At 72.1% G+C, this 24,850-nt stretch carries 22 protein-coding genes; 14 read left to right on the top strand and 8 right to left on the bottom strand.

Annotation, left to right across the window (positions count from 1 at the left end; all coding sequences use genetic code 11):
- Positions 1-147: 147 nt before the first annotated feature.
- The 5 genes from ACZ5VQ_RS45160 to ACZ5VQ_RS45140 are packed head-to-tail and all read left to right on the top strand — an operon-like array spanning position 148 to position 3,599.
- A complete protein-coding gene (locus tag ACZ5VQ_RS45160; RefSeq protein WP_469110071.1) occupies positions 148-501 on the top strand; it encodes a hypothetical protein in 354 nt (117 codons plus the stop codon).
- Positions 501-1,571 (top strand): FAD:protein FMN transferase, encoded by a 1,071-nt coding sequence (locus ACZ5VQ_RS45155; RefSeq protein ID WP_469110070.1) that lies wholly within the window; start codon positions 501-503, stop codon positions 1,569-1,571. Before ACZ5VQ_RS45160 ends, ACZ5VQ_RS45155 begins: the two co-directional genes overlap by 1 nt.
- Positions 1,568-2,149, top strand: a complete 582-nt coding sequence (locus ACZ5VQ_RS45150; protein WP_469110069.1) for a ferric reductase-like transmembrane domain-containing protein — start codon at positions 1,568-1,570, stop codon at positions 2,147-2,149. Before ACZ5VQ_RS45155 ends, ACZ5VQ_RS45150 begins: the two co-directional genes overlap by 4 nt.
- Positions 2,146-3,384, top strand: a complete 1,239-nt coding sequence (locus ACZ5VQ_RS45145) for an NADH-ubiquinone oxidoreductase-F iron-sulfur binding region domain-containing protein (protein WP_469110068.1) — start codon at positions 2,146-2,148, stop codon at positions 3,382-3,384. Before ACZ5VQ_RS45150 ends, ACZ5VQ_RS45145 begins: the two co-directional genes overlap by 4 nt.
- Positions 3,385-3,389: 5 nt before the next feature.
- Positions 3,390-3,599, top strand: coding sequence for a ferredoxin (locus ACZ5VQ_RS45140; protein ID WP_269655227.1), 210 nt, complete (start codon positions 3,390-3,392; stop codon positions 3,597-3,599).
- Between the two features lie 26 nt (positions 3,600-3,625).
- On the opposite strand, the gene ACZ5VQ_RS45135 is transcribed toward ACZ5VQ_RS45140, so the two are convergent.
- The 3 genes from ACZ5VQ_RS45135 to ACZ5VQ_RS45125 are packed head-to-tail and all read right to left on the bottom strand — an operon-like array spanning position 3,626 to position 5,586.
- Positions 3,626-4,519, bottom strand: coding sequence for an aminoglycoside phosphotransferase family protein (locus tag ACZ5VQ_RS45135; RefSeq protein WP_469110067.1), 894 nt, complete (start codon positions 4,517-4,519; stop codon positions 3,626-3,628).
- 27 nt (positions 4,520-4,546) lie between these two features.
- Complete coding sequence (locus ACZ5VQ_RS45130; RefSeq protein ID WP_469110066.1) at positions 4,547-5,044, bottom strand: ferritin-like domain-containing protein; 498 nt, start codon at positions 5,042-5,044, stop codon at positions 4,547-4,549.
- The gene (locus ACZ5VQ_RS45125) at positions 5,041-5,586 is read right to left on the bottom strand and encodes a hypothetical protein (protein ID WP_469110065.1); all 546 of its coding nucleotides are present in this window, start codon (positions 5,584-5,586) and stop codon (positions 5,041-5,043) included. Before ACZ5VQ_RS45125 ends, ACZ5VQ_RS45130 begins: the two co-directional genes overlap by 4 nt.
- A 205-nt stretch (positions 5,587-5,791) precedes the next feature.
- Here ACZ5VQ_RS45125 and rimP point away from each other — a divergent pair, with 205 nt between their 5' ends.
- From rimP to ACZ5VQ_RS45080, 9 genes are all read left to right on the top strand, one after another.
- Positions 5,792-6,310: a ribosome maturation factor RimP gene (rimP, locus tag ACZ5VQ_RS45120; RefSeq protein WP_362084362.1), complete on the top strand. Its 519-nt coding sequence runs from the start codon at positions 5,792-5,794 to the stop codon at positions 6,308-6,310.
- A 2-nt stretch (positions 6,311-6,312) separates the two neighbouring features.
- A complete protein-coding gene (gene nusA, locus ACZ5VQ_RS45115; RefSeq protein ID WP_362084359.1) occupies positions 6,313-7,308 on the top strand; it encodes a transcription termination factor NusA in 996 nt (331 codons plus the stop codon).
- A 203-nt stretch (positions 7,309-7,511) separates the two neighbouring features.
- Positions 7,512-7,793 carry a YlxR family protein gene (locus ACZ5VQ_RS45110; RefSeq protein WP_107102490.1) on the top strand — a complete coding sequence of 94 codons (282 nt, stop codon included), beginning with the start codon at positions 7,512-7,514 and terminating at the stop codon, positions 7,791-7,793.
- A gap of 162 nt (positions 7,794-7,955) precedes the next feature.
- Positions 7,956-11,141, top strand: a complete 3,186-nt coding sequence (gene infB, locus ACZ5VQ_RS45105) for a translation initiation factor IF-2 (protein WP_469110064.1) — start codon at positions 7,956-7,958, stop codon at positions 11,139-11,141.
- Between the two features lie 333 nt (positions 11,142-11,474).
- Positions 11,475-11,771 carry a DUF503 domain-containing protein gene (locus ACZ5VQ_RS45100; RefSeq protein ID WP_469110063.1) on the top strand — a complete coding sequence of 99 codons (297 nt, stop codon included), beginning with the start codon at positions 11,475-11,477 and terminating at the stop codon, positions 11,769-11,771.
- A gap of 67 nt (positions 11,772-11,838) precedes the next feature.
- Complete coding sequence (gene rbfA, locus ACZ5VQ_RS45095; protein WP_307521045.1) at positions 11,839-12,294, top strand: 30S ribosome-binding factor RbfA; 456 nt, start codon at positions 11,839-11,841, stop codon at positions 12,292-12,294.
- Entirely contained in the window at positions 12,291-13,196 is a 906-nt protein-coding gene (truB, locus tag ACZ5VQ_RS45090; RefSeq protein ID WP_469110062.1) for a tRNA pseudouridine(55) synthase TruB, read from the top strand. Before rbfA ends, truB begins: the two co-directional genes overlap by 4 nt.
- Positions 13,197-13,546: 350 nt before the next feature.
- Positions 13,547-17,545: a trypsin-like peptidase domain-containing protein gene (locus ACZ5VQ_RS45085; protein WP_469110061.1), complete on the top strand. Its 3,999-nt coding sequence runs from the start codon at positions 13,547-13,549 to the stop codon at positions 17,543-17,545.
- Between the two features lie 136 nt (positions 17,546-17,681).
- Positions 17,682-18,638 (top strand): bifunctional riboflavin kinase/FAD synthetase, encoded by a 957-nt coding sequence (locus ACZ5VQ_RS45080; protein WP_469110060.1) that lies wholly within the window; start codon positions 17,682-17,684, stop codon positions 18,636-18,638.
- A gap of 92 nt (positions 18,639-18,730) precedes the next feature.
- On the opposite strand, the gene ACZ5VQ_RS45075 is transcribed toward ACZ5VQ_RS45080, so the two are convergent.
- The 5 genes from ACZ5VQ_RS45075 to ACZ5VQ_RS45055 all read right to left on the bottom strand — a co-directional run bounded on the left by ACZ5VQ_RS45075 (position 18,731) and on the right by ACZ5VQ_RS45055 (position 24,699).
- On the bottom strand, positions 18,731-19,744 hold the full coding sequence (locus ACZ5VQ_RS45075; RefSeq protein WP_469110059.1) for an ABC transporter ATP-binding protein: 1,014 nt from the start codon (positions 19,742-19,744) through the stop codon (positions 18,731-18,733).
- Positions 19,744-20,751 (bottom strand): ABC transporter ATP-binding protein, encoded by a 1,008-nt coding sequence (locus tag ACZ5VQ_RS45070; protein ID WP_469110058.1) that lies wholly within the window; start codon positions 20,749-20,751, stop codon positions 19,744-19,746. The genes ACZ5VQ_RS45075 and ACZ5VQ_RS45070 overlap by 1 nt, the downstream gene beginning before the upstream one ends.
- Entirely contained in the window at positions 20,748-21,707 is a 960-nt protein-coding gene (locus ACZ5VQ_RS45065) for an ABC transporter permease (protein WP_469110110.1), read from the bottom strand. Before ACZ5VQ_RS45065 ends, ACZ5VQ_RS45070 begins: the two co-directional genes overlap by 4 nt.
- A gap of 23 nt (positions 21,708-21,730) precedes the next feature.
- Positions 21,731-22,798: an ABC transporter permease gene (locus ACZ5VQ_RS45060; protein WP_469110057.1), complete on the bottom strand. Its 1,068-nt coding sequence runs from the start codon at positions 22,796-22,798 to the stop codon at positions 21,731-21,733.
- 62 nt (positions 22,799-22,860) lie between these two features.
- A complete protein-coding gene (locus ACZ5VQ_RS45055) occupies positions 22,861-24,699 on the bottom strand; it encodes an ABC transporter substrate-binding protein (RefSeq protein ID WP_469110056.1) in 1,839 nt (612 codons plus the stop codon).
- Between the last annotated feature and the right edge of the window lie 151 nt (positions 24,700-24,850).

The following is a 24,850-nucleotide window of genomic DNA, read 5'->3' as shown; positions in this document are numbered from 1 at the left end:
CAGTTGACCCTGCCGAGCGACTGACGCCGTGCGGTTAAGAAGCCTCTCAGAGACTTCTTGCCGGGCGTATGGGCGCCGCACAGTTTTCTCTCAGGCTGCTCCCCGACCGTAGGACGTGACACAGCGTCATTCGGGAGGGGAGCAGTCATGTCAGGCAGCGAACGGGGGGCCGCCGCGGCGGTCCGCAGAGGCGCACGGCGTACGGCCGCCGCGGCGGCGGCGGTGACACTGGCGGCTGCGGCGGGCGTCTTCGCACTCATCGGCACGATGGAGTCGACCGCGACGACGACGGCGAGCGGAAGCACGGACTCGTCGTCATCGTCATCGACGACGTCACAGTCGGAAGACTCTTCCTCTTCCTCTTCTTCCTCCTCCTCGTCGTCGGATTCCTCGGCGTCGGACAGTACGAGTGACTCGTCCTCGTCGCTGCAGGGCTCGTCCGACGACCTGACCTCCGCCGACGACAGCGGTACCGCCGACTCCACCTCGGGGGCGTCGTGATGACCGCCGCCGACACCTCCGTGCGTCCTACGGCCGCGGCGAACTGGCGTGCCCTCGGTACGAGCGTCCGGCTCGTCACGACGGACCCGGCGCTGCTGGACTCCTGCAACCTGCTGCTCGCCCGGCAGCTGGCCGAGGTCGACGCGGCGTGCAGCAGGTTCCGCGCGGACTCCGAGCTGGTCGCCCTCGACAGGGCAGAAGGGCGGCCGGTCAGGGTCAGCCCGTTGCTCGCGGAGGCGCTGGCGGTCGCGTTGCGGGCCGCCGCGGCGACGGACGGTGCCGTCGACCCGACGGTCGGTTCGGCGATGAACGCCATCGGCTACGACCGCGACTTCCGGCTCGTCCAGGAGGAAGGGCGACCGGTGAAGCTCACCGTGCGCCCCGTCCCGGGCTGGCGTCTCATACGTCTGGACCGCGCGACCGGCACGGTCACCGTCCCGGCCGGGGTCCGCCTCGACCTCGGTGCCACGGCCAAGGCCTGGGCGGCGGACAGGGCCGCGGCGACGCTCGCGCGGGCGGCGGGCTGCGGAGTCCTGGTGAGCCTCGGCGGCGACACGGCGGTCGCGGGCGAACCCCCGGCGGGTGGTTGGCGGATCCGGGTCCAGGACGTCACGGGCCCGGTCGACGAGACGCCCCCGCCGGGCCCGTACGCGACGGTCGGCCTGCGCCGCGGCGGGCTCGCCACCTCGGGCACGACGGCCCGCGCTTGGCGCTCGGGCCCGCACACCCTCCACCACATCCTCGACCCGAACACCGGCCTCCCGACCGAGACCCCCTGGCGCACGGTCTCCGTCTCCGCCGCCACCTGCGCCGACGCGAACGCGGCCAGTACGGCGGCCCTCATCAAGGGCATGGGCGCGGAACGCTGGCTGTCTGGCCTGGGCCTCCCGGCAAGGCTGGTGGCCAGGGACGGCACAGTGGTGACGACCCCGGGCTGGCCGAACACTTCAGCCCGTCCGGCGTTTGAGGACAAAAGGGGGTCTGGGGGCGCAGCCCCCAGGGTTGGGACGGGAAGGGGCGGCGGGGGCGAGGAACCCCCGGCGGTCACCGAGACGGAGACGGCCCCATGACCGACGACTCCATCCTCTGGTACGCCAACCGAGCCACCGGAGCCGTCTGCCTGGTGCTCTTCACCGTCGTGGTTCTCCTGGGCGTGGCGGTACGCCTGAGGACCCGCCTCCCCGGCCTCCCCCGCTTCGGCACGGTCTCCCTCCACCGCACCCTCTCCCTCTCCGCGACCGCTTTCCTGGCCAGCCACATCGCCACCGCGGTCATCGACGGCTACGTCGACATCACCGCCCTCGACGTCCTGATCCCGTTCGCCTCCGATTACCAGCCCCTCTGGCTGGGCCTCGGCACGGTCGCCCTGGACCTGATGCTCGCCGTCCTGGTCACCAGCCTCTTCCGCGAGAGGCTCGGCCACCGCACCTGGCGAGCGGTCCACTGGCTGGCCTACGCGTCCTGGCCGGTGGCCCTGATCCACGGCATAGGCATCGGCACGGACACGGGCACCGACTGGATGCTCTGGCTGACCGTCACCTGCGTGGCAGCGGTCCTCACCGCCTTCACGATCCGAGTCACCCAGGCCGCACGGGCCGGCCGCCGCACCCCCGCCACCCTCCTCACCGCCGAAGGGGCGCGACCATGACCAGCACGTTCACGGACATCCTCATGCCCCCGCGCCTCCTCGCCCCCGGCGGTGCGCCCGCCGACCGCGCCACGCACGAGACCCGCTACGGCCCCCTCACCCACTCCGACCCGGCCGCCCTCCTGCGCACCCTCGCGGAGTCCGGCCTCACCGGCCGGGGAGGCGCCGCCTTCCCCACGTACCGCAAGTTCGTGTCCGTCATCGACGCGGCCCGCCGCACCGGCCGCGCCCCGGTCGTCGTCGCGAACGGCGCCGAGGGCGAACCGGCGAGCGCCAAGGACAAGACCCTGCTGAGCCTTTCGCCCCATCTGGTCCTGGACGGGCTGCAGTTGGCGGCCCGGGCGATCGGAGCGGGCGAGGCGTACCTGGCCGTCGAGGACGGGGCCACCCGCCTCGAAACGGCCCTGGCCGAACGCGACGACCTCTTCCCCGAACGAGACGACCCCTTCCCCGTACGCGTCATACGCGTACCCAAGCGCTTCCTGTCGGGCGAGTCCTCGGCCCTCGCCCAGCACCTATCCGGTCACCCCGCCCTGCCCCGTCACCAGGACCCTCCGGTGCGCGAACAGGGCGTACGCAGGGCGCCCACCCTCGTCCAGAACGTAGAGACACTCGCGCACCTCGCGCTGATCGCCCGCTACGGAGCGGGCTGGTTCCGCTCGGCCGGCACCCCGTCGGAACCAGGCAGCGCCCTGTGCACGGTGCACGTGCCGGGCCGCGAGCCGCAGGTCGTGGAGGCCCCCTTCGGCATGCCCCTGCACCGACTGCTCCCGCTGGAGGGCACCGGCGCGATCCTGCTCGGCGGCTACCACGGCACCTGGCTCCCGACCGCCGAGGCGGATCGACTCCGCCTGTCTGCCGGGAACTTGGGCGCCGGTGTCCTCGCCGCCCTCCCGGCCGACCGCTGCGGTCCCGCCGAAACGGCCCGTGTCCTGCGGTACCTGGCACTGGAGTCGGCCGGCCAGTGCGGCCCCTGCCTCAACGGCCTGCCGCGTATCGCCGCCGCCTTCCGCACCCTGGCCGCCCCCGGCCCCCAGGGCACCGCCCGCGACGACGTCGCCCGCTGGGCCGGACTCGTCGAGGGCCGTGGCGCCTGCCACCACCCCGACGGCACGGTCCGCCTGGTCCGCAGCGCCCTGACCACCTTCGCAGCCGAACTCGACGCCCACGCCCGGGGCCTGTGCACCGCGACCGACCGCACCCCCCTGCTGCCCGTCCCCGACCACAGGAGCTGACAGACATGGACCAGCCACCCCAGCACCTCGACATCGACTGGACGTCCTGCCGGGCCCACGGCCTCTGCGCTGAACTCCTCCCCGAACACGTCACCCTCGACGAATGGGGCTACCCGCTCGTCGACGCGCGCCCCGTCCCCGCCCGAACCCTGAAACGCGCCCGCAGAGCGGCGGCGGACTGTCCGGTCCTGGCCCTGAGACTCGCCGCGGCCTGAAGGCGCCTGCGCCGAACCGCCGACCCCTACAGCCAGCTCGCGAACTCCAGCAACAGCTCCGCGTCCTGGGACCGGCCCACCCGCCGAGCACGTACGCCAGACTCCACGGCCCGGAACAGGGTCCAGCCGCGCAGCCGCTCCTGGTCCAGGTCCAGGGACTCCGCGAGGCGCTTCACCCGACGGCGGGTGATGGCGGAGCCGGACGGGGAGGCGATCAGGTCCTCGACCCGGTCACGGACCAGCCGGGCCAGGTCGAAGGCGCACTCGCCGACGACGGGGTCGGGCCCCACGGCCAGCCAGGGGCTGCGCTCGCCCGCCAGCACCTTGCTCTGCCGGAAGGTGCCGTGCAGCAGGCGGGCCTCGGGCGGGGAGGCCAGCAGTTCGTCGCGTACCGCCAGGGCCGCGTCGACCAGCGGCGCCGCCTCCGCGTCGGCGCCCGCCCGCATCGCCTCGGCCTGCCGCCCGGTCCGCCCGGCCACTGTCTCGAAGACCGTGCCGGCCGGCGGCTCGACCCACAGGCGGCGCAGCGCCCCCGCCGCCTCCAGCATCGACTTGGCCTCGGCCAGCGAACGCACCGACACATCGGGATGCAGCCGCTCAAGGAGCAGCACGCCCTCGGTGCCGGCCGGCTCCAGGAGCCGTACCGCGCCCAGACCGTCCCAGTGCGCGAGCGCCGCCCGTTCGCTCTCCGGACGAGCCCGGCCCGGCGCGAGTTTCAGGACGGCGGGGGTGCCGTCCGGCAGCCGCACCAGGACCACCAGACTGCTGCGCCCACCGGGCACCTGAACGCGCTCCACGGTCAACTCGCGTAGCGCGACGGCCTGCTGAGCCGCCTCGGGCAGCTTTTCCAGCCAGTCGTCACCGCTCGGTGCCGTCTCGCCGAGCGCCTTGACGAGACGCCGCGGCGGTTCGAAAGCCATGCGCGAGTCGTTTCCTTCCTGTACGCGTTACGACGGCGGTGCCGCCGACGCGGTGGACCGGGCCGACCGCTCCGTGAGCCCTGGGAAGGGTACGCTCTCGCCCCGCCAGCGCACCGCCCGCACCGCCGCGTCCCGCAGCGCCTCGGCCGCCGCCCGGCGCCGGTCGCCCTCCGCGGCGCGGACCAGGTCGGAGTACACCCCGGCCACCCGGTCCTCCAGCTCCGCGGCGAGCCGCACGGCCGACTCCGCGTCCGTCACCGGGAACGGCAGCGCGTACGCGGCCGCCGCGGGCCGGGGCTTCCCGCGCAGGTCGCGCACCGCCCGGCCCAGTTCGTCCCGCCTGGCCCGGTGCGCGTCGTACGCCGCCCGGGCCTCGCCTCGCCGGGCCTCGCCGATCTTCCCGCCCACGACCCCGTAGCCGTACACGGCGGCATGCTCGGCCGCGAGCGCGGCCTGCACGGCCGTCAGCTCCGCCGGCGCCTTGGCCTTCTGCCCTGCTTCTCCGGCCGCTCCGGAACCGCTCACTTCTCGCCCTCCGTCAGCAGAAACGCGTGCACCGCACCGGCCGCCGCCACCGAGGCCAGCAGCCGCGCCAGCTCTCCCGGCACGTCGAGGAGCGCCTTCGTACGCCGGTCCGCCAGCGTCCGCTCGGCCGCGGCGAGTTCGGCGAGGGCGTCCTTCTCCACGGCCGGCACCTCGGCGGACGGGCCGGGGGAAGGCGCCCCGGACGGATCGGCGGAAGCACTCGCCGACGCACTCTCAGAGGCCTTGCCGCCTCCGCCGAACGCCTCCGCGTGCCGTACGACCTCCGCCCGCAGCGGCGACAGTCGCCCGGCCAGCGCGGGATGCACGGCGAGCACGGCCCCGTACCGCTCCGCGAGCCGCTCGCTGTCGAGGGCCGCACGTGCGCGTGCCCGCTCGGCGGCAGACGTGCTCCCCTTGGTGGTCTCGGAGGAGTCGGAGGAGGAACAGCCCGTGAGCAGCGCGGCGCCGACACCGGCGGCCCCGGCGAGCAGGGTCCTTCGGCGCGGCCCCGACGGGATGCGCGACGGCAGGGTGAACGGCACGGCAGACGTCCTCGGAGGGCTCGTACGAACGGAAGGGCGGCAGGCCCGTGATCACGGTACCCGTGTACCGCCCCCACACCCACCAGCGGCGCCGTCCCACCGTCGGGCGGGCCACGGTGGACGGCAACACCCCTTGGGACCGGATACCCTTTGACCTGACACGCGACCTACCCACAACAGCACACGCGGCCGAGGAGTCACCCGGATGAGCACCACCCAGAGCGAGAGGCTTCGAGAGCTCCTGGAACCGCTCGTCAGCTCGCAGGGACTCGATCTCGAGGAGATCGAGGTGGACTCGGTAGGACGCAAGCGTGTGCTGCGCGTCGTGGTCGACTCCGACGAAGGAGCCGATCTGGACGCGATCGCCGATGTGAGCCGCGCGCTCTCGGCGAAGCTCGACGAGACCGACGCGATGGGCCAGGGCGAGTACACCCTCGAAGTGGGAACCCCCGGTGCCGAGCGCGAGCTCAGGGAACACCGTCACTACGTACGCGCCACGGACCGCCTGGTGAGATTCCAGCTGACGAGCGGCGACGAACTGGTCGCCCGGATCCTGACGGTGGACGAGGACGGGATCGACCTGGAGGTGCCCGGCGTCAAGGGACGCAAGGCCACCGCCCGCAGGATCGCCTTCGCGGACATCGACAGGGCGCGCGTCCAGGTCGAGTTCAACCGCAAGGCCAACGAGAACGACGCAGACATGAAGGAAGAGGAGGAGGCGTAGCCGTGGACATCGACATGAGTGCCCTGCGGGGCTTGGTGCGGGAGAAGGAGATCTCCTTCGACCTGCTGGTCGAGGCGATCGAGTCGGCCCTCCTCATCGCCTACCACCGCACCGAGGGAAGCCGCCGCCACGCGCGCGTCAAGCTCGACCGGGACACCGGTCATGTGACCGTGTGGGCGAAGGAGGACCCCGAGGACCTGGAGGAGGGGCAGGAGGCGCGCGAGTTCGACGACACCCCGTCCGACTTCGGCCGGATCGCCGCCAGCACCGCCAAGCAGGTCATCCTGCAGCGCCTGCGGGACGCGGAGGACGACGCGACGCTCGGCGAGTACGCGGGCCGGGACGGCGACATCGTCACCGGTGTCGTCCAGCAGGGCCGCGACCCGAAGAACGTGCTCGTCGACATCGGCAAGCTGGAGGCCATCCTGCCGGTGCAGGAGCAGGTCCCCGGCGAGTCGTACCAGCACGGCGTGCGGCTGCGGTCGTACGTCGTGCGGGTGGCGAAGGGCGTACGCGGTCCCTCCGTGACCCTCTCCCGCACGCACCCCAACCTGGTGAAGAAGCTCTTCGCCCTTGAGGTGCCGGAGATCGCCGACGGTTCCGTCGAGATCGCCGCGATCGCCCGCGAGGCCGGCCACCGCACGAAGATCGCCGTCCGGTCCACCCGGTCCGGTCTGAACGCCAAGGGTGCCTGCATCGGCCCCATGGGCGGCCGCGTGCGCAACGTCATGGCCGAGCTGAACGGCGAGAAGATCGACATCGTCGACTGGTCGGACGACCCGGCGGAGATGGTGGCGAACGCGCTGTCCCCGGCCCGGGTCTCCAAGGTCGAGGTCGTCGACCTCGCGGCCCGCTCCGCGCGCGTCACGGTCCCCGACTACCAGCTGTCCCTGGCGATCGGCAAGGAAGGGCAGAACGCCCGGCTCGCCGCCCGCCTGACCGGCTGGCGCATCGACATCCGTCCGGACACCGAGCAGCCCGCCGAGAAGCAGGACTGAGCCGGGACCTGGACGGATCCGAGGCGGGTCCGGGGCGGATCCCTGACGGGTCCGACGCCGGACCGGGCCGAAACAGGCCCAGGTCCGGGGCGTCAACGGCAAGATCGGGAATAGATCACGCCGTGTGACGGTTGGATTACGACAACAACCGTTCGGTTCTTGCCCCAAAGGGGTGAGGTCGGTGCGGGGAGGTAGACTTAAGAGTGTCTGGCCGGACGCATGCCCGCGCATGCCCTGAGCGCACCTGTGTGGGGTGCCGGGAGCGAGCGGCCAAGATCGATCTGCTGCGCACCGTGGCGGCCGAGGGCGAATGCGTCCCCGATCCTCGCGGTACGCTGCCCGGCCGGGGTGCGTATGTACACCCCGCCCTCGTCTGTCTCGACCTGGCGGTCCGCCGCCGGGCGTTCACGAGGGCGCTGCGTGCCCCGGGTCCGCTCGACACAAAGGCGTTGCGCCTGTACGTCGAGCAGATAGACAGTTGCTGAGCAGGCAACACCGTAAAACGTGTCGCACGGAACCCCGTGCGGCCCTGGTACCCCGCGAGTTGGAAGTAGGTCGAGATTGCGATGAGCACTCGATGAGCACGCGATGAGTACGCCCATGAAGTAGCGACGGTCCGGACGCAACCCGGACCTAAAAGGAGCGAAGTGGCTAAGGTCCGGGTATACGAACTCGCCAAGGAGTTCGGGGTGGAGAGCAAGGTCGTCATGGCCAAGCTCCAAGAACTCGGTGAATTTGTCCGTTCGGCGTCCTCGACGATCGAGGCGCCCGTAGTACGCAAGCTGACCGATGCCCTGCAGCAGGGCAACGGCGGCGGCAAGCCCGCCCCGCGCAAGGCCGCGCCCGCCAGGCCCGGCGCGCCTTCTCCGGCGCAGGCCGCCCGTCCGGGTCCGGCAGCGCCGCGCCCGCCGGCCCCGAAGCCGGCCGCTGCGGAGACGCCCGCGTCCCCGGCGGCTCCGGCCGCGGGTCCGCGTCCGACTCCGGGTCCCAAGCCCCCGGCACCGGCACCGGCACCGAAGCCCGCTCCGGCGTCTCCGGCTCCGGCCGCGCCCGAGTTCACGGCACCCCCGGCGGCTCCCGCCGCTCCGGCGGCCTCGGCTCCGGCCGCGGGTCCCCGCCCGAGCGGTGCCCGTCCCGGTGCCCCGAAGCCCGGTGTCCGTCCGGCCGGCCCCGCACAGGGCGGTCAGGGTGGTCCCGGTCAGGGCCGCGGCGAGCGCGGTGACCGTGGCGACCGTCAGGGCGCCCCGCGTCCCGGCGGCCAGGGCACGCGTCCCGGTGGTCGTCCCGCCGGTCCCCGTCCGGGCAACAACCCGTTCACCTCTGGTGGCTCCACCGGTATGGCGCGCCCGCAGGCGCCCCGTCCGGGCGGCGCCCCGCGACCCGGCGGCCCCGGTGCCGGTGCCGGCGCCCCGGGCGGCTCGCGTCCCCAGGGCGCGGGCCAGGACCGTGGTCCCCGTCCGCAGGGCGGTCCCGGCGGCGCTCCGCGTCCCGGTGGCGGCCCCGGTGGTAACCGTCCGAGCCCGGGCGGCATGCCTCGTCCGCAGGGTGGCCCCGGTGGCGCTCCGCGTCCCGGTGGCGGCCCCGGCGGCAACCGTCCGAACCCCGGCATGATGCCGCAGCGTCCCGCTGCCGGTACCCCGCGTCCCGGCGGCGGTGGCCCGGGTGGCCGCGGTCCCGGCGGCGGCGGTCGTCCCGGCGGTGGCGGTGGCGGCGGTCGCCCGGGTGGCGGCGGTTTCGCCGGTCGTCCCGGCGGTCCCGGTGGCGGCGGTGGCGGTTTCGCCGGTCGTCCCGGCGGTCCCGGTGGCGGTGGCGGCGGTTTCGCCGGCCGTCCGGGTGGTCCCGGCGGTGGCGGCGGCGGTCGTCCCGGCTTCGGTGGTCGTCCCGGTGGTCCGGGTGGCCGTGGTGGCACGCAGGGCGCCTTCGGCCGTCCCGGCGGTCCCGCGCGTCGGGGCCGCAAGTCGAAGCGGCAGAGGCGCCAGGAGTACGAGGCCATGCAGGCCCCGTCGGTCGGCGGTGTGATGCTGCCTCGTGGCAACGGACAGTCCGTCCGTCTGTCGCGCGGTGCGTCCCTCACCGACTTCGCCGAGAAGATCAACGCCAACCCGGCGTCGCTCGTCGGCGTGATGATGAACCTCGGCGAGATGGTCACTGCCACGCAGTCCGTCTCCGACGAGACGCTGAAGCTCCTCGCGGACGAGATGAACTTCGTCCTCGAGATCGTCAGCCCCGAGGAGGAGGACCGCGAGCTGCTCGAGTCCTTCGACATCGAGTTCGGCGAGGACGAGGGTGGCGAGGAGTTCCTCGTCGCGCGTCCGCCGGTCGTGACCGTCATGGGTCACGTCGACCACGGTAAGACCCGCCTCCTCGACACCATCCGCAAGACGAACGTCGTCGCGGGCGAGGCCGGTGGCATCACGCAGCACATCGGTGCGTACCAGGTGGCGACCGAGGTCAACGGCGAAGAGCGCAGGATCACCTTCATCGACACCCCGGGTCACGAGGCGTTCACCGCCATGCGTGCCCGTGGTGCCAAGTCGACCGACATCGCGATCCTCGTGGTGGCGGCCAACGACGGTGTGATGCCCCAGACGATCGAGGCGCTGAACCACGCCAAGGCGGCCGAGGTGCCGATCGTGGTCGCGGTCAACAAGATCGACGTCGAGGGCGCCGACCCGACCAAGGTGCGCGGTCAGCTCACCGAGTTCGGTCTGGTGGCCGAGGAGTACGGCGGCGACACGATGTTCGTCGACATCTCCGCCAAGCAGGGCCTCAACATCGAGAGCCTGCTGGAGGCCGTGGTCCTCACCGCGGACGCCTCGCTCGACCTGCGGGCCAACCCGGAGCAGGACGCGCAGGGTATTGCGATCGAGTCCCACCTCGACCGTGGCCGCGGTGCCGTCTCGACGGTCCTGGTCCAGCGCGGCACGCTGCGCATCGGCGACACGATGGTGGTCGGCGACGCGTACGGCCGTGTCCGGGCGATGCTCGACGACAACGGCAACAACGTCGAGGAAGCGGGTCCGTCGACCCCCGTCCTGGTCCTGGGTCTCACCAACGTCCCGGGCGCCGGCGACAACTTCCTGGTCGTCGACGAGGACCGCACGGCACGTCAGATCGCCGAGAAGCGCGCGGCGCGTGAGCGCAACGCCAACTTCGCCCGGCGCGGAGTCCGGTTCTCCCTGGAGAACCTGGACGAGGCGCTCAAGGCCGGTCTCGTGCAGGAACTCAACCTCATCATCAAGGGCGACGCGTCCGGTTCGGTGGAGGCTCTCGAGTCCTCGCTGCTCCAGCTCGACGTCGGCGAAGAGGTCGACATCCGCGTCCTGCACCGCGGCGTGGGTGCGGTCACCGAGTCGGACATCGACCTGGCGACCGGCTCCGACGCGATCGTCATCGGCTTCAACGTCCGCGCTGCGGGCCGCGCGGCGCAGATGGCGGAGCGCGAGGGCGTCGACGTCCGCTACTACTCGGTGATCTACCAGGCCATCGAGGAGATCGAGGCAGCCCTCAAGGGCATGCTCAAGCCGGAGTACGAAGAGGTCGAGCTCGGTACGGCGGAGATCCGCGAGGTCTTCCGCTCGTCCAAGCTGGGCAACATCGCCGGTGTGCTGGTCCGCTCCGGCGAGGTCAAGCGCAACACCAAGGCGCGGTTGCTGCGCGATGGCAAGGTCATCGCGGAGAGCCTCACCATCTCCGGTCTGCGGCGCTTCAAGGACGACGTCACCGAGATCCGCGAAGGCTTCGAGGGCGGTATCAACCTCGGAAACTTCAACGACATCAAGATCGACGACGTCATCGCGACGTACGAGATGCGCGAGAAGCCGCGGTCGTAACGCCCGCGGCGGGTTTGAACCGTGTGGGGTTGGCCGACGAGGACACGTCCTCGTCGACCGGCCCCCGCGGGGTTTTCCGCCCCCGCCGCCCCTACCCGTTCCCTTCCCCTGGGGGCTGACGCCCCCAGACCCCCGCTGAAATTCAGCCTCTCCGGCGTTTGAGGAGCGGGGGTTCGGGGGCGGAGCCCCTGAGTAAGGGACGGGAATGGGTAGGGGCGGCGGGGGCGAAAACCCCGTCGAGCGGCCCCGGGGGTTCGTTGTACGGTTCTGATGTCCGGCCAAGAGCTTGGCCGGGCCATCTACCCCGTACCGGCGGGACATCCGGATACACACATGTACGTGGGGACTCTGTCCTTCGATCTGCTCCTCGGCGACGTACGGTCACTGAAGGAGAAACGCTCCGTCGTCCGCCCCATCGTGGCCGAACTCCAGCGGAAGTACGCGGTGAGCGCGGCGGAGGTCGACCACCTGGACCTCCACCGGAGGGCCGGTATCGGCCTCGCGGTGGTGTCGGCGGACGCGGGGCACCTGACCGACGTACTGGACCACTGCGAGCGTCTGGTCGCCGGCCGTCCAGAGGTGGAGCTGCTGTCGGTGAGACGGCGGTTCCACAGCGAAGACGACGACTGAGCGTACGCAGCGTGCGGCGACGAGGATCGGCCGCACACAGAACAGTAAGAAAGAGGGAGACGGACCAGTGGCCGACAACGCGCGGGCGAAGAAGCTGGCGGACCTCATCCGAGAGGTGGTGGCCCAGAAGCTGCAGCGCGGGATCAAGGACCCGCGGCTCGGTTCGCATGTGACCATCACGGACACCCGGGTCACCGGAGACCTCCGGGAGGCGACCGTCTTCTACACGGTGTACGGGGACGACGAGGAGCGCGCGGAGGCCGCCGCGGGCCTGGAGAGCGCCAAGGGCGTGCTCCGCTCGGCCGTGGGTGCGGCGGCCGGTGTGAAGTTCACGCCGACCCTCACCTTCGTGGCGGACGCCCTGCCGGACACCGCCAAGACCATCGAGGACCTGCTCGACAAGGCACGGGCCTCGGACGCGAAGGTGCGCGAGGTCTCGGCCGGCGCCGCCTTCGCCGGTGAGGCGGACCCGTACAAGAAGCCGGGCGAGGACGACGAGACGGACGGCGACGCCGCGGAATGACGCAGAAGCAGAAGACGCCCGACGGCCTTGTCATCGTGGACAAGCCGTCGGGCTTCACTTCGCACGACGTGGTCGCCAAGATGCGCGGGATCGCGAGGACCCGCCGCGTCGGACACGCGGGCACCCTCGACCCCATGGCGACGGGCGTGCTCGTCCTCGGCGTCGAGAAGGCGACCAAGCTCCTCGGACACCTCGCGCTGACCGAGAAGGAGTACCTCGGCACCATCCGGCTCGGGCAGAACACCCTGACCGACGACGCCGAGGGTGACATCACCTCGTCCACGGACGCCTCCAAGGTCGTCCGGGACGCCGTCGACGCCGGTATCGCCAAGCTCAGCGGCGACATCATGCAGGTGCCGTCCAAGGTCAGCGCCATCAAGATCGACGGCGTGCGCTCGTACAAGCGGGCACGTGACGGTGAGGACTTCGAGATCCCGGCCCGACCGGTACGGATCTCGTCGTTCGCCGTGTACGACATCCGGGACGCGGTCGCCGAGGACGGTACGCCGGTCCTTGACCTGGTCGTCTCGGTCGTGTGCTCGTCCGGTACGTACATCCGCGCGCTCGCCCGCGACCTGGGTGCCGACCTGGGCGTCGGCGGCCATCTGACGGCGCTGCGGCGCACCCGCGTCGGGCCGTACAAGCTCGACTCCGCCCGCACCCTCGACCAGCTCCAGGAGGAGCTGACCGTGATGCCGATGGCGGAGGCCGCCGCTGCCGCGTTCCCCCGCTGGAACGTGGACGCCAAGCGCGGGCAGCTGCTGACGAACGGTGTGCGGCTGGAGATGCCCGAGGAGTACGCCGGGGTCGGGGCCGTCGGGGTGTTCGACCCCGAGGGGCGGTTCCTGGCACTGGTGGAGGAGCAGAAGGGCAAGGCGAAGAGCCTGGCGGTGTTCGGCTGAACCCGTGAGGTCGGCCTCGGTTGCCTTCCAGTGCCTTCCAGTGACTTCCAGTGCCTTCTACGGTCGGCCGGGTCGGCCGGCGTCGGTCCGCTGGGCCGGGTTCGTCGTGGAGCGGCGTTCACGGGGATTCCTGTGTGCGCCGCTCCACTGTCCCCCTCGGTTCCCCCACCCAAGGGTGTATCCATCCGACCTCGTCTATTCACCCGTCCGGGCAGGCGCTCGGAGTGAACCGGGGGAGCGGAAGGGGGCTCGTTCGACTCGCGATCTGTCGCACCCGATCACCTCGCGCCTACCGTCGGAGACGAGGCGTCGGTGGCACGGTGCGACGCGCACGGCGGGGAGGTTCGAGCATGGCGGGACGGGGCCCGCGGACCGGGGGCCGTCATCAGTTGCCGGACGCTGCCCGGCACGCACCCGAGGCGGCGCACGCGGCTGACGCGGGGTACGCCGCCGAAGCAGCGCACTTGGCCGAAGCAGCAGACGTGGTCGAAGCAGCAGACGTGGTCGAAGCCGCGGAACGGGCTCTGGTGCGGATCAGTGATCTCGCCGGGCGGCCGCGCGGCACCGGGTTCGTCGCCGACCACCAGGGCACGGTGATCACCAGCCACGAGGCGGTCGACGGGCTCGCCCGTCTCGTCCTGCACGCCCCTGGGGACCGCACCTGCCTGGTGACGGCCGACTCGGTCACCCCCCTTCCGTCCCTGGACCTCGCCCTGATCCACACGAAGGGTCTCCACACGGACGGACTCGGGTCGGACGGCCTCGGCCTCGACCCCCTCCCGATCACCGTCCGGGAGTCCGTGGAGAGCGGCACGTACGTCCGTATCGCCGCGGGCGGCTGGCGCGAGGCCCGGGTGCTGGGCACGTCCGCCGTGACGTACACGGCGACCGATCGCTTCCATCTCCTCGACGACGCCCTGGAGCTGGCGATCGGCACGGCGGGAAGCGATGCGCTGCGGCTCGGGGGCGGTGCGGCCGGTGGACCGGTGGTCGACGCGGCCACCGGTGCGGTCGTCGCCGTTCTGGGAACGGCACTTCACTCCGGGCGACGGGTGGGGGGCTTCGCCGTGCCGTTGTCCGCGGGGCCGTTGGCCTCCGGCTCCGGCTCCGGCTCTGGTTCCGGCTCCGGCTCCGGTTCTGACTTTGCTTCCGGCTCCGATGGTGCGCTCGCCGAACTGCTGGCCCGCAACGCCGCGACGGTCCCCGCCTATGGGGACGACCTCAATCTGGCGGGCGTGCTGGAGCTGGCCGCCACCGTCGAGGCGCCGCCGGGCTCCCGAGGGGTCGATCCCGTCGAACGAGCCGATGCGGTACGGGAGTTCAGGGCCTTCGGCGAAGGCCCGTACGCCGTTCTCGGGCTCGTCGGGGCTCCGGGAAGCGGCCGTACGACGGAACTGGCGGCCCTCGCCGCCCGGCGCGACCGGGGCGCGGAACCGGCCCCGACGCTGTGGCTGCGTGGAGCCGACCTGCTGGACGCCGACTCGTCGGTGGCCGACGCGGCGAGGAGGGCGCTGGAGCGGGCGGGGCGGATCGTGGCGGCCTCGGCAACGGCATCGACTGCGACCGTGAGCACGGCACCGACCGCGACCACGGCCTCGGCACCGACCTCGGCTCCGGCCCCCGCATCGACCTCGACCCCGGTCTCTGCCTCCGGAAGTACGGCGGAGGCCGGGGGAGTGGGCGCGTGGGCGCCTTCGCCGGAGCCCGGGCCCTGGGACGGCGAGCTCGGTGACATCGGGCCCGGGCGTCTGGCCCGTCTCGCCCGGGACGCCGGTCGCCCTCTCCTGCTCCTCCTGGACAGCCCCGAGGAGATGCCGTCCGCTCTCGCGCAACGGCTGCCCGAGTGGACCGAGGGCACCGCCGAGTGGCTGCGGGCGCATGGGGCCCGTCTCGTCGTGGCCTGCCGGGCCGAGTACTGGGAGCGAGCGGGGGCGGAGTTCCCGCGCGAGCTGCTGTACGCGTCCGAGCGGGGCGGAGGCGAGGCGCCCGGCGGGCTGCCCGCCTGTGTACGGCTCGGGGACCTGGACGAGGGCGAGGCACGGCGGGCCAGGGCGCGGTACGGGGTGCCGGAGGGAGCCTTGGACGGCCCCGACGCGCGCCATCCGCTGATGCTGCGGCTGCTGTCGGAGGTACGGGCCGCGATGTCGCTGCCTGCCGCCTCGGACGAGGGGGCCGAGCGGGACGCGCCGGTCGGGTCGGTGGGATCGGTGGGGCCTGTCGGGCGGGACGAGCCGGTCGAGCCGGTCGAACCTGTCGGGCGGGACGACGTCTTCGCCGCGTACCTGGATCTGATGTGTCTGCGGGTGGCCGTACGGCTCGCGGCGGCCAACGGGCTGCGCGGCACGGTCGTACGGCGGCTCGCGGCCAGGGTCTCCGGGCAGGTGCACGCGGCCGCGCGGCGCTGTCTGGGACCGGGGCAGGGCGAGCTGGACCGGGCGGCGTTCGAGTCCGTGTTCCCGTGGGGGCCGGTGCCCGACCGACGGCTCGGCGGCTGTACCGGGTGGGCCTCCGCGGTCCTCACGGAGGGCCTCCTCGTGCCCGCCGGAGACGGCTACCGCTTCGCCCACGAGGAGCTGGCCGACTGGATCCAGGGCATGCACCTCGACCTCGACACGGCGCTCCGGGCGCTGGTGCACCACGAGCATCGGGACGAGCCCAGGTCCCGACACGAGCCCAGGTCCCGACACGAGCCCGAGTCCCGGTACGAGGCCGAGCCCCGGACCCGGCCGGGCCCCTGGAGCGAGCCCGAGCCTCCCCCCGTACCCCCTCACCGCATCGGCCCCGTACTCCAGGCCCTTCTCCTCCTGCCGCGTCAACAAGGGGACGCCGACCTCACCCTCCGGCTGCGTGAACTGCTTCGCGCGGTCGACGAACTGGAGCCGAGGGACACCGGGACCTGGTGGGCCACCCGCCTCCTCAGCGGCGTACTGCTCCGGGTCCCCGACGCGACCCCGTACGTCGGAGTGCTGCGGCACCTCGCCGAGCGGGTGGTGACGTGGCGGGCCGAAGGGCGGGCCGTGCCGGAAGAGTTCGGGCCCGTGTTCTGGACCCGGCTGCCCCTGCCGGAGGCGCACCGCTTCGATCTGCTGAGGCGGCTCGTCGTGGCGGACGAGGCCCCGCCGGCCACCGAACTCCGGTACCTGGACGCCGTGTCCGGGCTGCTCGCCGCCGACCCGGCCGCCGCTCAGCCCCACCTGATCCACTGGTTCGACGACGAGCGCCCGCTGCCCGCGACCCCGGACGCCACCGTCGCGACCGCAGCGCAGGCCCTTCTCCACACCCATCGGCGCCGCGCCCTGGACGACCTCACGGAGGCTCTGGCCGAGAGTGCGCATCCGCGCGCCGACGAGCTGCTTGCCGTCCTCGCGGAGGAGGAGCCGTCCGCGGTGTGCCGGGCGGTCGACCGCTGGACGCACGACGAGCGGCCGGCCCGCCGGGCGGCGGCGATGACCCACGGACTGCGGGCCGCGCCGCACGTACGCAGCGAGGCCGACCGCGAGCTGCTGCGCCACGCCGCGCTCTTCCTGCTCGCCCGCCCCGGCGACTGCACCCTGCACGGGGCCGCACTGGCGCTCCTCGTCCGCGATCCGCACACCCGGGCCCGCCATCTGCCGGGGGCCCTCGCGCGCTTCCGGGCGGGCGACCCGCGGCTGCCCGCGAGCGCGCTGGTGGCGGCGCTGGCGACGCATCAGGAACCGGTCCTCGCCGCGTTCGGCGACCGACTTCGCGAGCCGGACACGGGCGAGGCGCTGCGTACGCTCGCCGAGGTCACCACACCCGCGCCGGCCCGCCGCGTCGCCGCGCTCGTACGGGATGTCGTGGAGCGGCGTCCGGAGGCGGCCGCGCACGTGGCGGCGTACGTCGACCGGCGCCTTGAGCACGGCCCCGCCGCCCGTTCCGTGCTGTATCCCCTGGTCACCGGGCTGCTCGACGGGGGCAGGCCGCAGCTGCGGGCCGCGCTCGCCAAGGTGTTCGCGGCACCCGGCACGCACGTGTCGCGCCCGCTGCGCTGCGAGTTCCTGGATCTGCTGCTGACACGCGAGTACGACCCGGTGGTGCTCGACGCACTCGTTCGGGCCGCCGCGGAGGGCGCGGCCCGCAGCGTGTCCCGCAGCGGCGAGGAGCACACCCGCGCGCTGGTCCACAGCGCCGGCCTCCTGCTCGTCCGCACCCCGGACGGCGCCACGGTCTTCGACCGTGCCCTTCTCGACCAGAGCCGCCGCGTTCCCGGCTTCGCCGCCCTGGTCGCCGGCTGGCTCACCGACGCTCCCGAGGACTGGTCCACGGTGGTCGGCCCCAGCACCCGGCGCATGATCGAGAACCTGACAGGAGTACGGGTTCCGGTGTGACCGCGTGCTCCGCGGCCGCCACGTGCCCCCTGTCACAGCGCCCCATGCCGATGCGGGCCGCGCGGACCCGGCATGGCACTCTTAGAGCTGCGTAATGAGGCAGACACGGACACAGGTTCGACGAGGAGCGGTCACAGTGCAGCGCTGGCGTGGCTTGGAGGACATCCCCCAGGACTGGGGGCGCAGCGTCGTCACCATCGGCTCGTACGACGGGGTCCACCGCGGGCACCAGTTGATCATCACGCATGCCGTGGAACGGGCGCGTGAGCTGGGGGTCCCGTCAGTGGTCGTCACCTTCGACCCGCACCCGAGCGAGGTCGTGCGCCCCGGCAGCCACCCGCCCCTGCTCGCCCCGCACCACCGCCGCGCCGAGCTGATGGCCGAGCTGGGCGTCGACGCGCTGCTCATCCTGCCCTTCACCACCGAGTTCTCGAAGCTGTCGCCCGCCGACTTCGTGGTGAAGGTCCTGGTCGACAAACTGCACGCCAAGGCCGTCGTCGAGGGCCCCAACTTCCGCTTCGGCCACAAGGCCGCGGGCAATGTCGCTTTCCTGGCCGAGCAGGGCAAGACGTACGACTTCGAGGTCGAGGTGGTGGATCTCTACGTGACCGGTGAAGCCGGCGGCGGCGAGCCCTTCTCCTCCACGATGACCCGGCGGCTGGTCGCCGAGGGCGATGTCGAAGGAGCACACGAGATCCTCGGGCGCCCGCACCGCGTCGAGGGCATCGTCGTGCGCGGCGCCCAGCGCGGCCGCGAGCTGGGCTTCCCCACGGCCAACGTCGAGACCCTCCCGCACACCGCGATCCCCGCCGACGGCGTCTACGCCGGCTGGCTGCACGCGCAGGGCGAGGCGATGCCCGCGGCGATCTCCGTCGGCACGAACCCCCAGTTCGACGGAACCGAGCGCACGGTGGAGGCGTACGCCATCGACCGGGTGGGGCTCGATCTGTACGGGCTGCACGTGGCCGTGGACTTTCTCGCCTTCGTGCGGGGTCAGGCCAAGTTCGAGTCCATCGAGGCGTTGCTCGAAGCGATCTCCGACGACGTCAAGCGGTCGCGGGAGTTGATCGAGGCGTACGAGGGCGGGCGGTAGTTGCCCCGCCCCGCCGCGTGATTGGTTCGCCGCGGACGGTGGGGTGTTCGGCTGCGGGTTGGTTGTGGCTTGTCGCGCAGTTCCCTGCGCCCCTAACGGGACGCCCAGTGGCATGCCACCTGTGCCCCGCCTCCCCCGTCCAGCACCGGTAGGTCCTCTCCTCTGCACGCGTCCGCGACGCCCGCGCGTTCCGCCTCGCCGGTTGCCAGGATCTGGCAGCGGGCGTGGAAGCGGCAGCCGGTGGGGATGCGGGAGGGGTCGGGGGGCTCGCCGGTGAGGAGGACCGGGGCGCCGGGGGCCTCGGGGAGGACCGACAACAGGGCCTGGGTGTAGGGGTGTTGAGGGGCCGTCAGGACGTCTTCCACCGCTCCCGTCTCGACGATCCTGCCCAGGTACATCACCGCGACGCGGTCCGCGATGTTCCACGCGAGGCCCAGGTCGTGGGTCACCACCAGGGCGGACAGGCCGAGTTCGGAGCGCAGTCGCAGGAGAAGGGCCAGGATCTCGCCGCGTACCGACGCGTCGAGGGAGGCCACCGGCTCGTCGGCGACGATGAGTTCGGGCTCCAGGACCAGGGCCCCCGCGATGACGACGCGCTGGCGCTGGCCGCCCGAGAGTTCGTGCGGGTAGCGCAGGAAGAACCGCTCAGGGGGGCGAAGTCCCGCCCGGGAGAGGGCCGCCCCGACCGCCTCGCGTTCGTCGCCCCCGTACCGGTGGATGCGCAGCCCCTCGGCCACCGCGTCGTACACGGTGTGCCGGGGGTTGAGTGAGCCGCTCGGGTCCTGGAGGACCAGTTGGACGCGCTTGCGGTACGCCTTGAGGGCGCGCGAGGAGTAGTCGAGAGGGCGGCCCGCGAAGGTGACGCGGCCTGCGGTCGGCGGGACGAGACCGAGCAACGAGCGCGCCAGGGTCGTCTTGCCGCAGCCCGACTCGCCGACCAGGGCGACGATCTCACCGGCCCGGATGTCGAGGTCCACTCCGTCGACGGCCCGGGCCCGGGCGGTGTCGCCGCGCCGGGCGGGGAACGTGACGTGCAGGCCCTCGGCGCTCAGCAGGGGAGCGGAGGGGGCCGGGGGTACCGAGGGGACCGTCGCGGTCGTCGTCATCAGGTGGTCCTCGCTTCTTCCGCCACGGCCACGGGCCCCACGTGTACGCAGGCCGCCCGGCGGTCCGGAGCCGCCGCCCGCAGCGCCTGGTCCTCCGCGGCACACGAGTCCAGCGCCACCGCGCACCGCGGATGGAACGTACAGCCGCCCGGGAGGGCCGAGGGATCCGGCGGATCACCGGGCAGCCCGCGCGGCGCGAACCGCGACCCGGCGTCACCGATCCGCGGGAAGGCCGCCGACAGCGCCTGCCCGTACGGGTGTTGGGCGTCCTCGTACACCTGCCGGGCCGGGCCCTCCTCCACCACCCGCCCGGCGTACATCACCGCGAGCCGGTCGCAGGTGTCGGACAGCACCGCCAGGTCGTGGCTGATCATCATGAGCCCCAACTCCTGCTCGGATACCAGCTGTTGGATCAGCCGCAGGATCTGCGCCTGGATCATCACGTCGAGCGCGGTCGTTGGTTCGTCGGCGATGACCAGGCGGGGACCGCAGGCCAGGGCCATGGCGATCATCACGCGCTGGCGCTGGCCGCCGGACAGTTCGTGCGGATACGCGGACGCCCGCGCCGCCGGAAGCCCCACCTGCTCCAGGAGTTCGCCGGCCTTCTTCCGCGCGCCCGCCGGGGTCGCCTTCCTGTGCAGCAGGATCGGCTCGGCGATCTGGTCGCCTACGCGGTGCACGGCGTTGAGGGAGTGCATCGCGCCCTGGAACACGATCGAGGCACCGGCCCAGCGGACCGCCCGTACCCGCCCCCACTTCATGGTCAGTACGTCCTCGCCGTCCAGGAGGATCTCCCCGGTCACCCGGGTCCCGGCCGGCAGCAGCCGCAGCAGCGCGAGCGCCAGGGTGGACTTGCCGCAGCCCGACTCACCCGCGATGCCGAGCTTCTGGCCCGCGTTCACGGTGAGGCTCACCCCGCGCACGGCGGCCACTCCTCCGGCGTACGTCACCTCCAGGTCCCGTACGTCCAGCAGGGGTTGTGCGTTCGGAGTGCTCGGTGTCTTCAACGGGTCACCCCCAGCTTGGGGTTGAGGACGGACTCCACCGCGCGCCCGCACAGCGTGAAGGCGAGGGCCACGACGGCGATCGCGATACCCGGCGGCACGAGGTACCACCACTTCCCGGCGCTGACGGCGCCCGCCTCGCGCGCGTCCTGGAGCAGACCGCCCCAGGAGACGACCGTCGGGTCGCCGAGGCCGAGGAAGGCGAGCGTCGCCTCGGCGAGGATCGCGGAGGAGATGATCAGGGTCGTCTGCGCCAGGACGAGGGGCATGACGTTGGGCAGGACGTGCCGGGACATGACGTGCCAGTGGCCGCCGCCGAGCGCCCTGGCGCGCTCGATGTACGGCCGGGACTCCACGCCGAGGGTCTGCGCCCGCACCAGCCGTGCCGTCGTCGGCCAGGTCGTGACACCGATCGCCAGGATGATCGTGCCGAGCGAGCGGGACATCACGGTCGCGAGCGCGATCGCGAGGACCAGCGTCGGCATGACCAGGAACCAGTCCGTGATCCGCATCATCACCGTCGCGTACCAGCCGCGGAAGTGTCCGGCGGTGATGCCGATGAGCGCGCCGATCGCGACCGAGAGGACGGCCGCCAGCAGTCCGACCAGTAGGGAGACCCGCGATCCCCACACCACGAGCCCGAGCAGACTGCGCCCGAACTGGTCGGTGCCCAGCGGGAATTCGGCGCTCGGGCTCTCCATGGGCCGCCCCGGCGCGTTCGTCACACTCTGCACGTCCGAGCCGACGGTCAGCGGCGCGGTGAGCGCGATCAGCGCGAAGAGCGCGAGGGCGGCAAGGCCGAAGACTCCGGCGCGATGGGTGCGGTACCGCTGCCAGAAACGGGCGGCGGAGCGTCGCCGGCGCTGCCACGCGAGGGTGCGGGGACCGGCCTTCTGCGGCGAGGGCGCTTCGGAGGGAGCCGCCGGGGGAGCCACCGGGGGAGGTGCCTCGGCGGCCATCGGCTCGTCCGGGTCCGTCGTCGTCATCGGCCCACCCTGGGGTCGAGCAGCGGATAGATCAGGTCGGCGAGCGTGTTCATCACGATCACCGCGGCGGCGAAGACGAAGAACAGCCCCTGCACCAGCGGCAGATCGGGCACGCTCAGCGCCTGGTAGAAGAGCCCGCCGAGGCCCGGCCAGGAGAAGACCGTCTCGACCAGGATCACGCCCGCGACGGTCCGGCCGAGGTTGATGAAGATCAGCGTCATCGTCGGCAGCAGCGCGTTCGGCACGGCATGGCGACGGCGTACGAGATCGTCCCGCAGGCCCTTGGCCCGCGCGGTCGTCAGATAGTCGCTGCCCATCTCGTCCAGCAGCGCCGAGCGCGTGACCAGCAGTGTCTGCCCATACTCGACCGCGACCAGCGTCACGACGGGCAGGACCAGATGATGGGCGACGTCGAGGACGTACGCGAAGCCCTGTTCGTCGCCGGACTCCATGCCGCCGGTCGGGAAGAGACCGGGGATCGGCCCGATGCCCACCGCGAAGACGATGATCAGCAGCAGCCCCAGCCAGAACGACGGGATGGAGTAGAGGGTCAGCGCAAGACCGGTGTTGAGCCGGTCGCCGAGCCGGCCGTTGCGCCAGGCCGCCCGTGTGCCGAGGAAGATGCCGAGCGCCGTGTAGAGCACGAACGACGTGCCGGTGAGCAGCAGCGTGTTCGGCAGGGCCTCGGTGATCTTGTCGATGACGGGCGCCCGGAACTGGTACGACGTGCCGAGATCGCCGGTCAGCGCCTTGCCGCAGTAGTCCGTGAACTGCTCCCACATGGGCAGATCGAGCCCGAACTCCCGCCGGTACGCGGCGAGTTGCTCGGCCGAGACCTGACGCCCGCCGGTCATGAACTTCACCGGGTCGCCGGGGATCAGCCGGAAGAGGAAGAAACTCGTGACGAGGACGGCGAGCAGCGAGACGGCCGCGCCACCCAGCTTGCCCGCCACGTACCGCGGATATCCGGCGGTGGTGCGCGCCCGCGGTCCGGGGGCCGACGCTCCGGCGGAGGCCGGACCGTCGGTCTTCCCGACCAGCGGGGGTGTCGCTTCAGCGGTCATGAACGGTTCTCAACTCTCGGCCACTCCCGACTGGCTGGCTGGCTGTGCGCGGTACCGGGCCGCTACTCGCGGTCCTCGGCGGTGGCGCGGTGGCGCATCGCGAAGAACGCCCCGAGACCCGCCAGGACGACGACACCCGCGACGATGCCGATGATGACGCCTGTCTGGCTGGAGTCGTCGGAGGACTCGCTGGCGGCGGCCGGAGTCGCCGACCACCAGCTCCAGTAGCCGTCCTGGCCGTAGATGTTGCCCGCGGCCTCCGGCATCTTCGTGATCGACGCGATCTGGTCGGTGCGGTAGGCCTCGACCGCGTTCGGGTACGCCATGACGTTCATGTACCCGGTGTCGTACAGCCGCGACTCCATCCGCTTGACGATCTCCGCCCGTTTGGCGGGGTCGTACTCGGCGAGCTGCTGCGCGTACAGCTCGTCGAACTTCTTGTCGCAGATGAAGTTGTCCGTCGCGCCGATGTCCTTGGGAGTCGCCGGGAGCGCGGAGCAGGTGTGGATGGAGAGGACGAAGTCAGGGTCGGGGTTGACGGACCAGCCGTCGAAGGCGAGGTCGTACTCACCCGCCAGCCAGGGATCACTCACGTTGTCCCGGCAGTCCAGCTCGACGCCGATACCGAGCTTGCCCCACCACTCCTGCAGGTACTTCCCGACCGCCTTGTCCTGCGGGTCCGTCGCGTGGCAGAGGACGCGGTAGGTGACCGGCTTGCCGTTCTTGCCGACTAGCTTGCCGTCACCGTTCTTCGGATAGCCGGCCTCCTTGAGGAGCTGGGCCGCCTTCTCCGGGTCGTACGGGATCTTCTGACCGTCCGTCGGCTCCCAGTAGTACGTGGAGAAGCGCGGCGGGATGTAGCCCTCGCCCTCCTGCGCGTGGCCCTGGAAGACCTTGTCGACGACGGTTTGGCGGTCGACGGCCATGAACAGGGCCTGGCGGACCCTCTGGTCGAGCAGCGACGCGTGGCCGTCGCCGAACTTCTCGCCGTCCTTCGACTGCGCGCCCGGGTTGGTGGCGAGCGCGTAGAAGCGACGCCCCGGCGCGTCGTTGACCGTGACGCCCGCCTGGCCCTTCAGCGCCGCCGCCTGCGCGGGTGTGAGGCCGGAGACGAACGACACCTCGCCCTTCTGCAGGGCCGCGACCGCCGCGTCACCGTCCTTGTAGTACTTGAAGACCAGCTCGTCGAACTTCGGAGCCCCGCGCCAGAACGACTTGTTGGGCTTCAGCCGTACGTAGCTGTCGGCCTTGTAGCCCGTGAGGATGAACGGGCCGTTGCCCACGACGGGGAAGGACTTGTCGTTGTTGAACTTCGAGAAGTCGTCGACCTTCTCCCAGACGTGCTTCGGAACGATCGGCACGTCCAGCGCGGCCATGGTGGCCTGCGGCTTCTTCAGCTCGATGACGAGCTTCGTGGGGCTCGGGGCGGTGACCTTCTCGAAGTTCGCGACGAAGCTGCCGTTCGCGGTGGCCGCGCCCTCGTCGGTCATCATCGTGTTGAACGTCCACGCGGCGTCCTCGGCGGTGGCCTGCTTGCCGTCGGACCACTTGGAGTTGTCGCGGATCGTGTAGGTCCAGGTGAGCTTGTCCGCGGACGGCTCCCACTTGGTGGCCAGACCCGGGACCGCGTGGTTGTCCTTCGGGTCGTAGTTGGTCAGGTACTCGTACGTGAGCCGGTGCATGCTCGTACTGACCAGGCGAGCCGCGAGAAACGGGCTCAGCGAGTCGACGCTCTGAGCCACCGCGACCGTGAGCACCTTCTTGCCGTCCGCCTCGGCCCGCTGGGGCGCGGGGTTGAGCGGGGTCACGAGACCGACCGTGAGGGTGAGGGCCGCGGCACCTGCGGCCGCGAGGAGGCGGAGGACGGTGCCTCTCGCGCCGTACTGGTCGTGTGTGTCCATGGGTCGCTGACCTCGCGTCATCACTCGCACGGAGATGGGCTGTTGCACTGCTCGAAACGGTGACCGCGGCCGGGCAGATGTGAGTGTCTATCAGCGCTGGTCGGCACCCGTCAACGGCCCGGGAACCCCGTGTGGCCTGCGGAAATAACGA

It is taken from the genome of Streptomyces sp. NPDC033178 (genome assembly GCF_055577685.1).
Note: the sequence above shows the minus strand (reverse complement) of the source record. Positions and strands in the feature narration are given on the sequence as shown.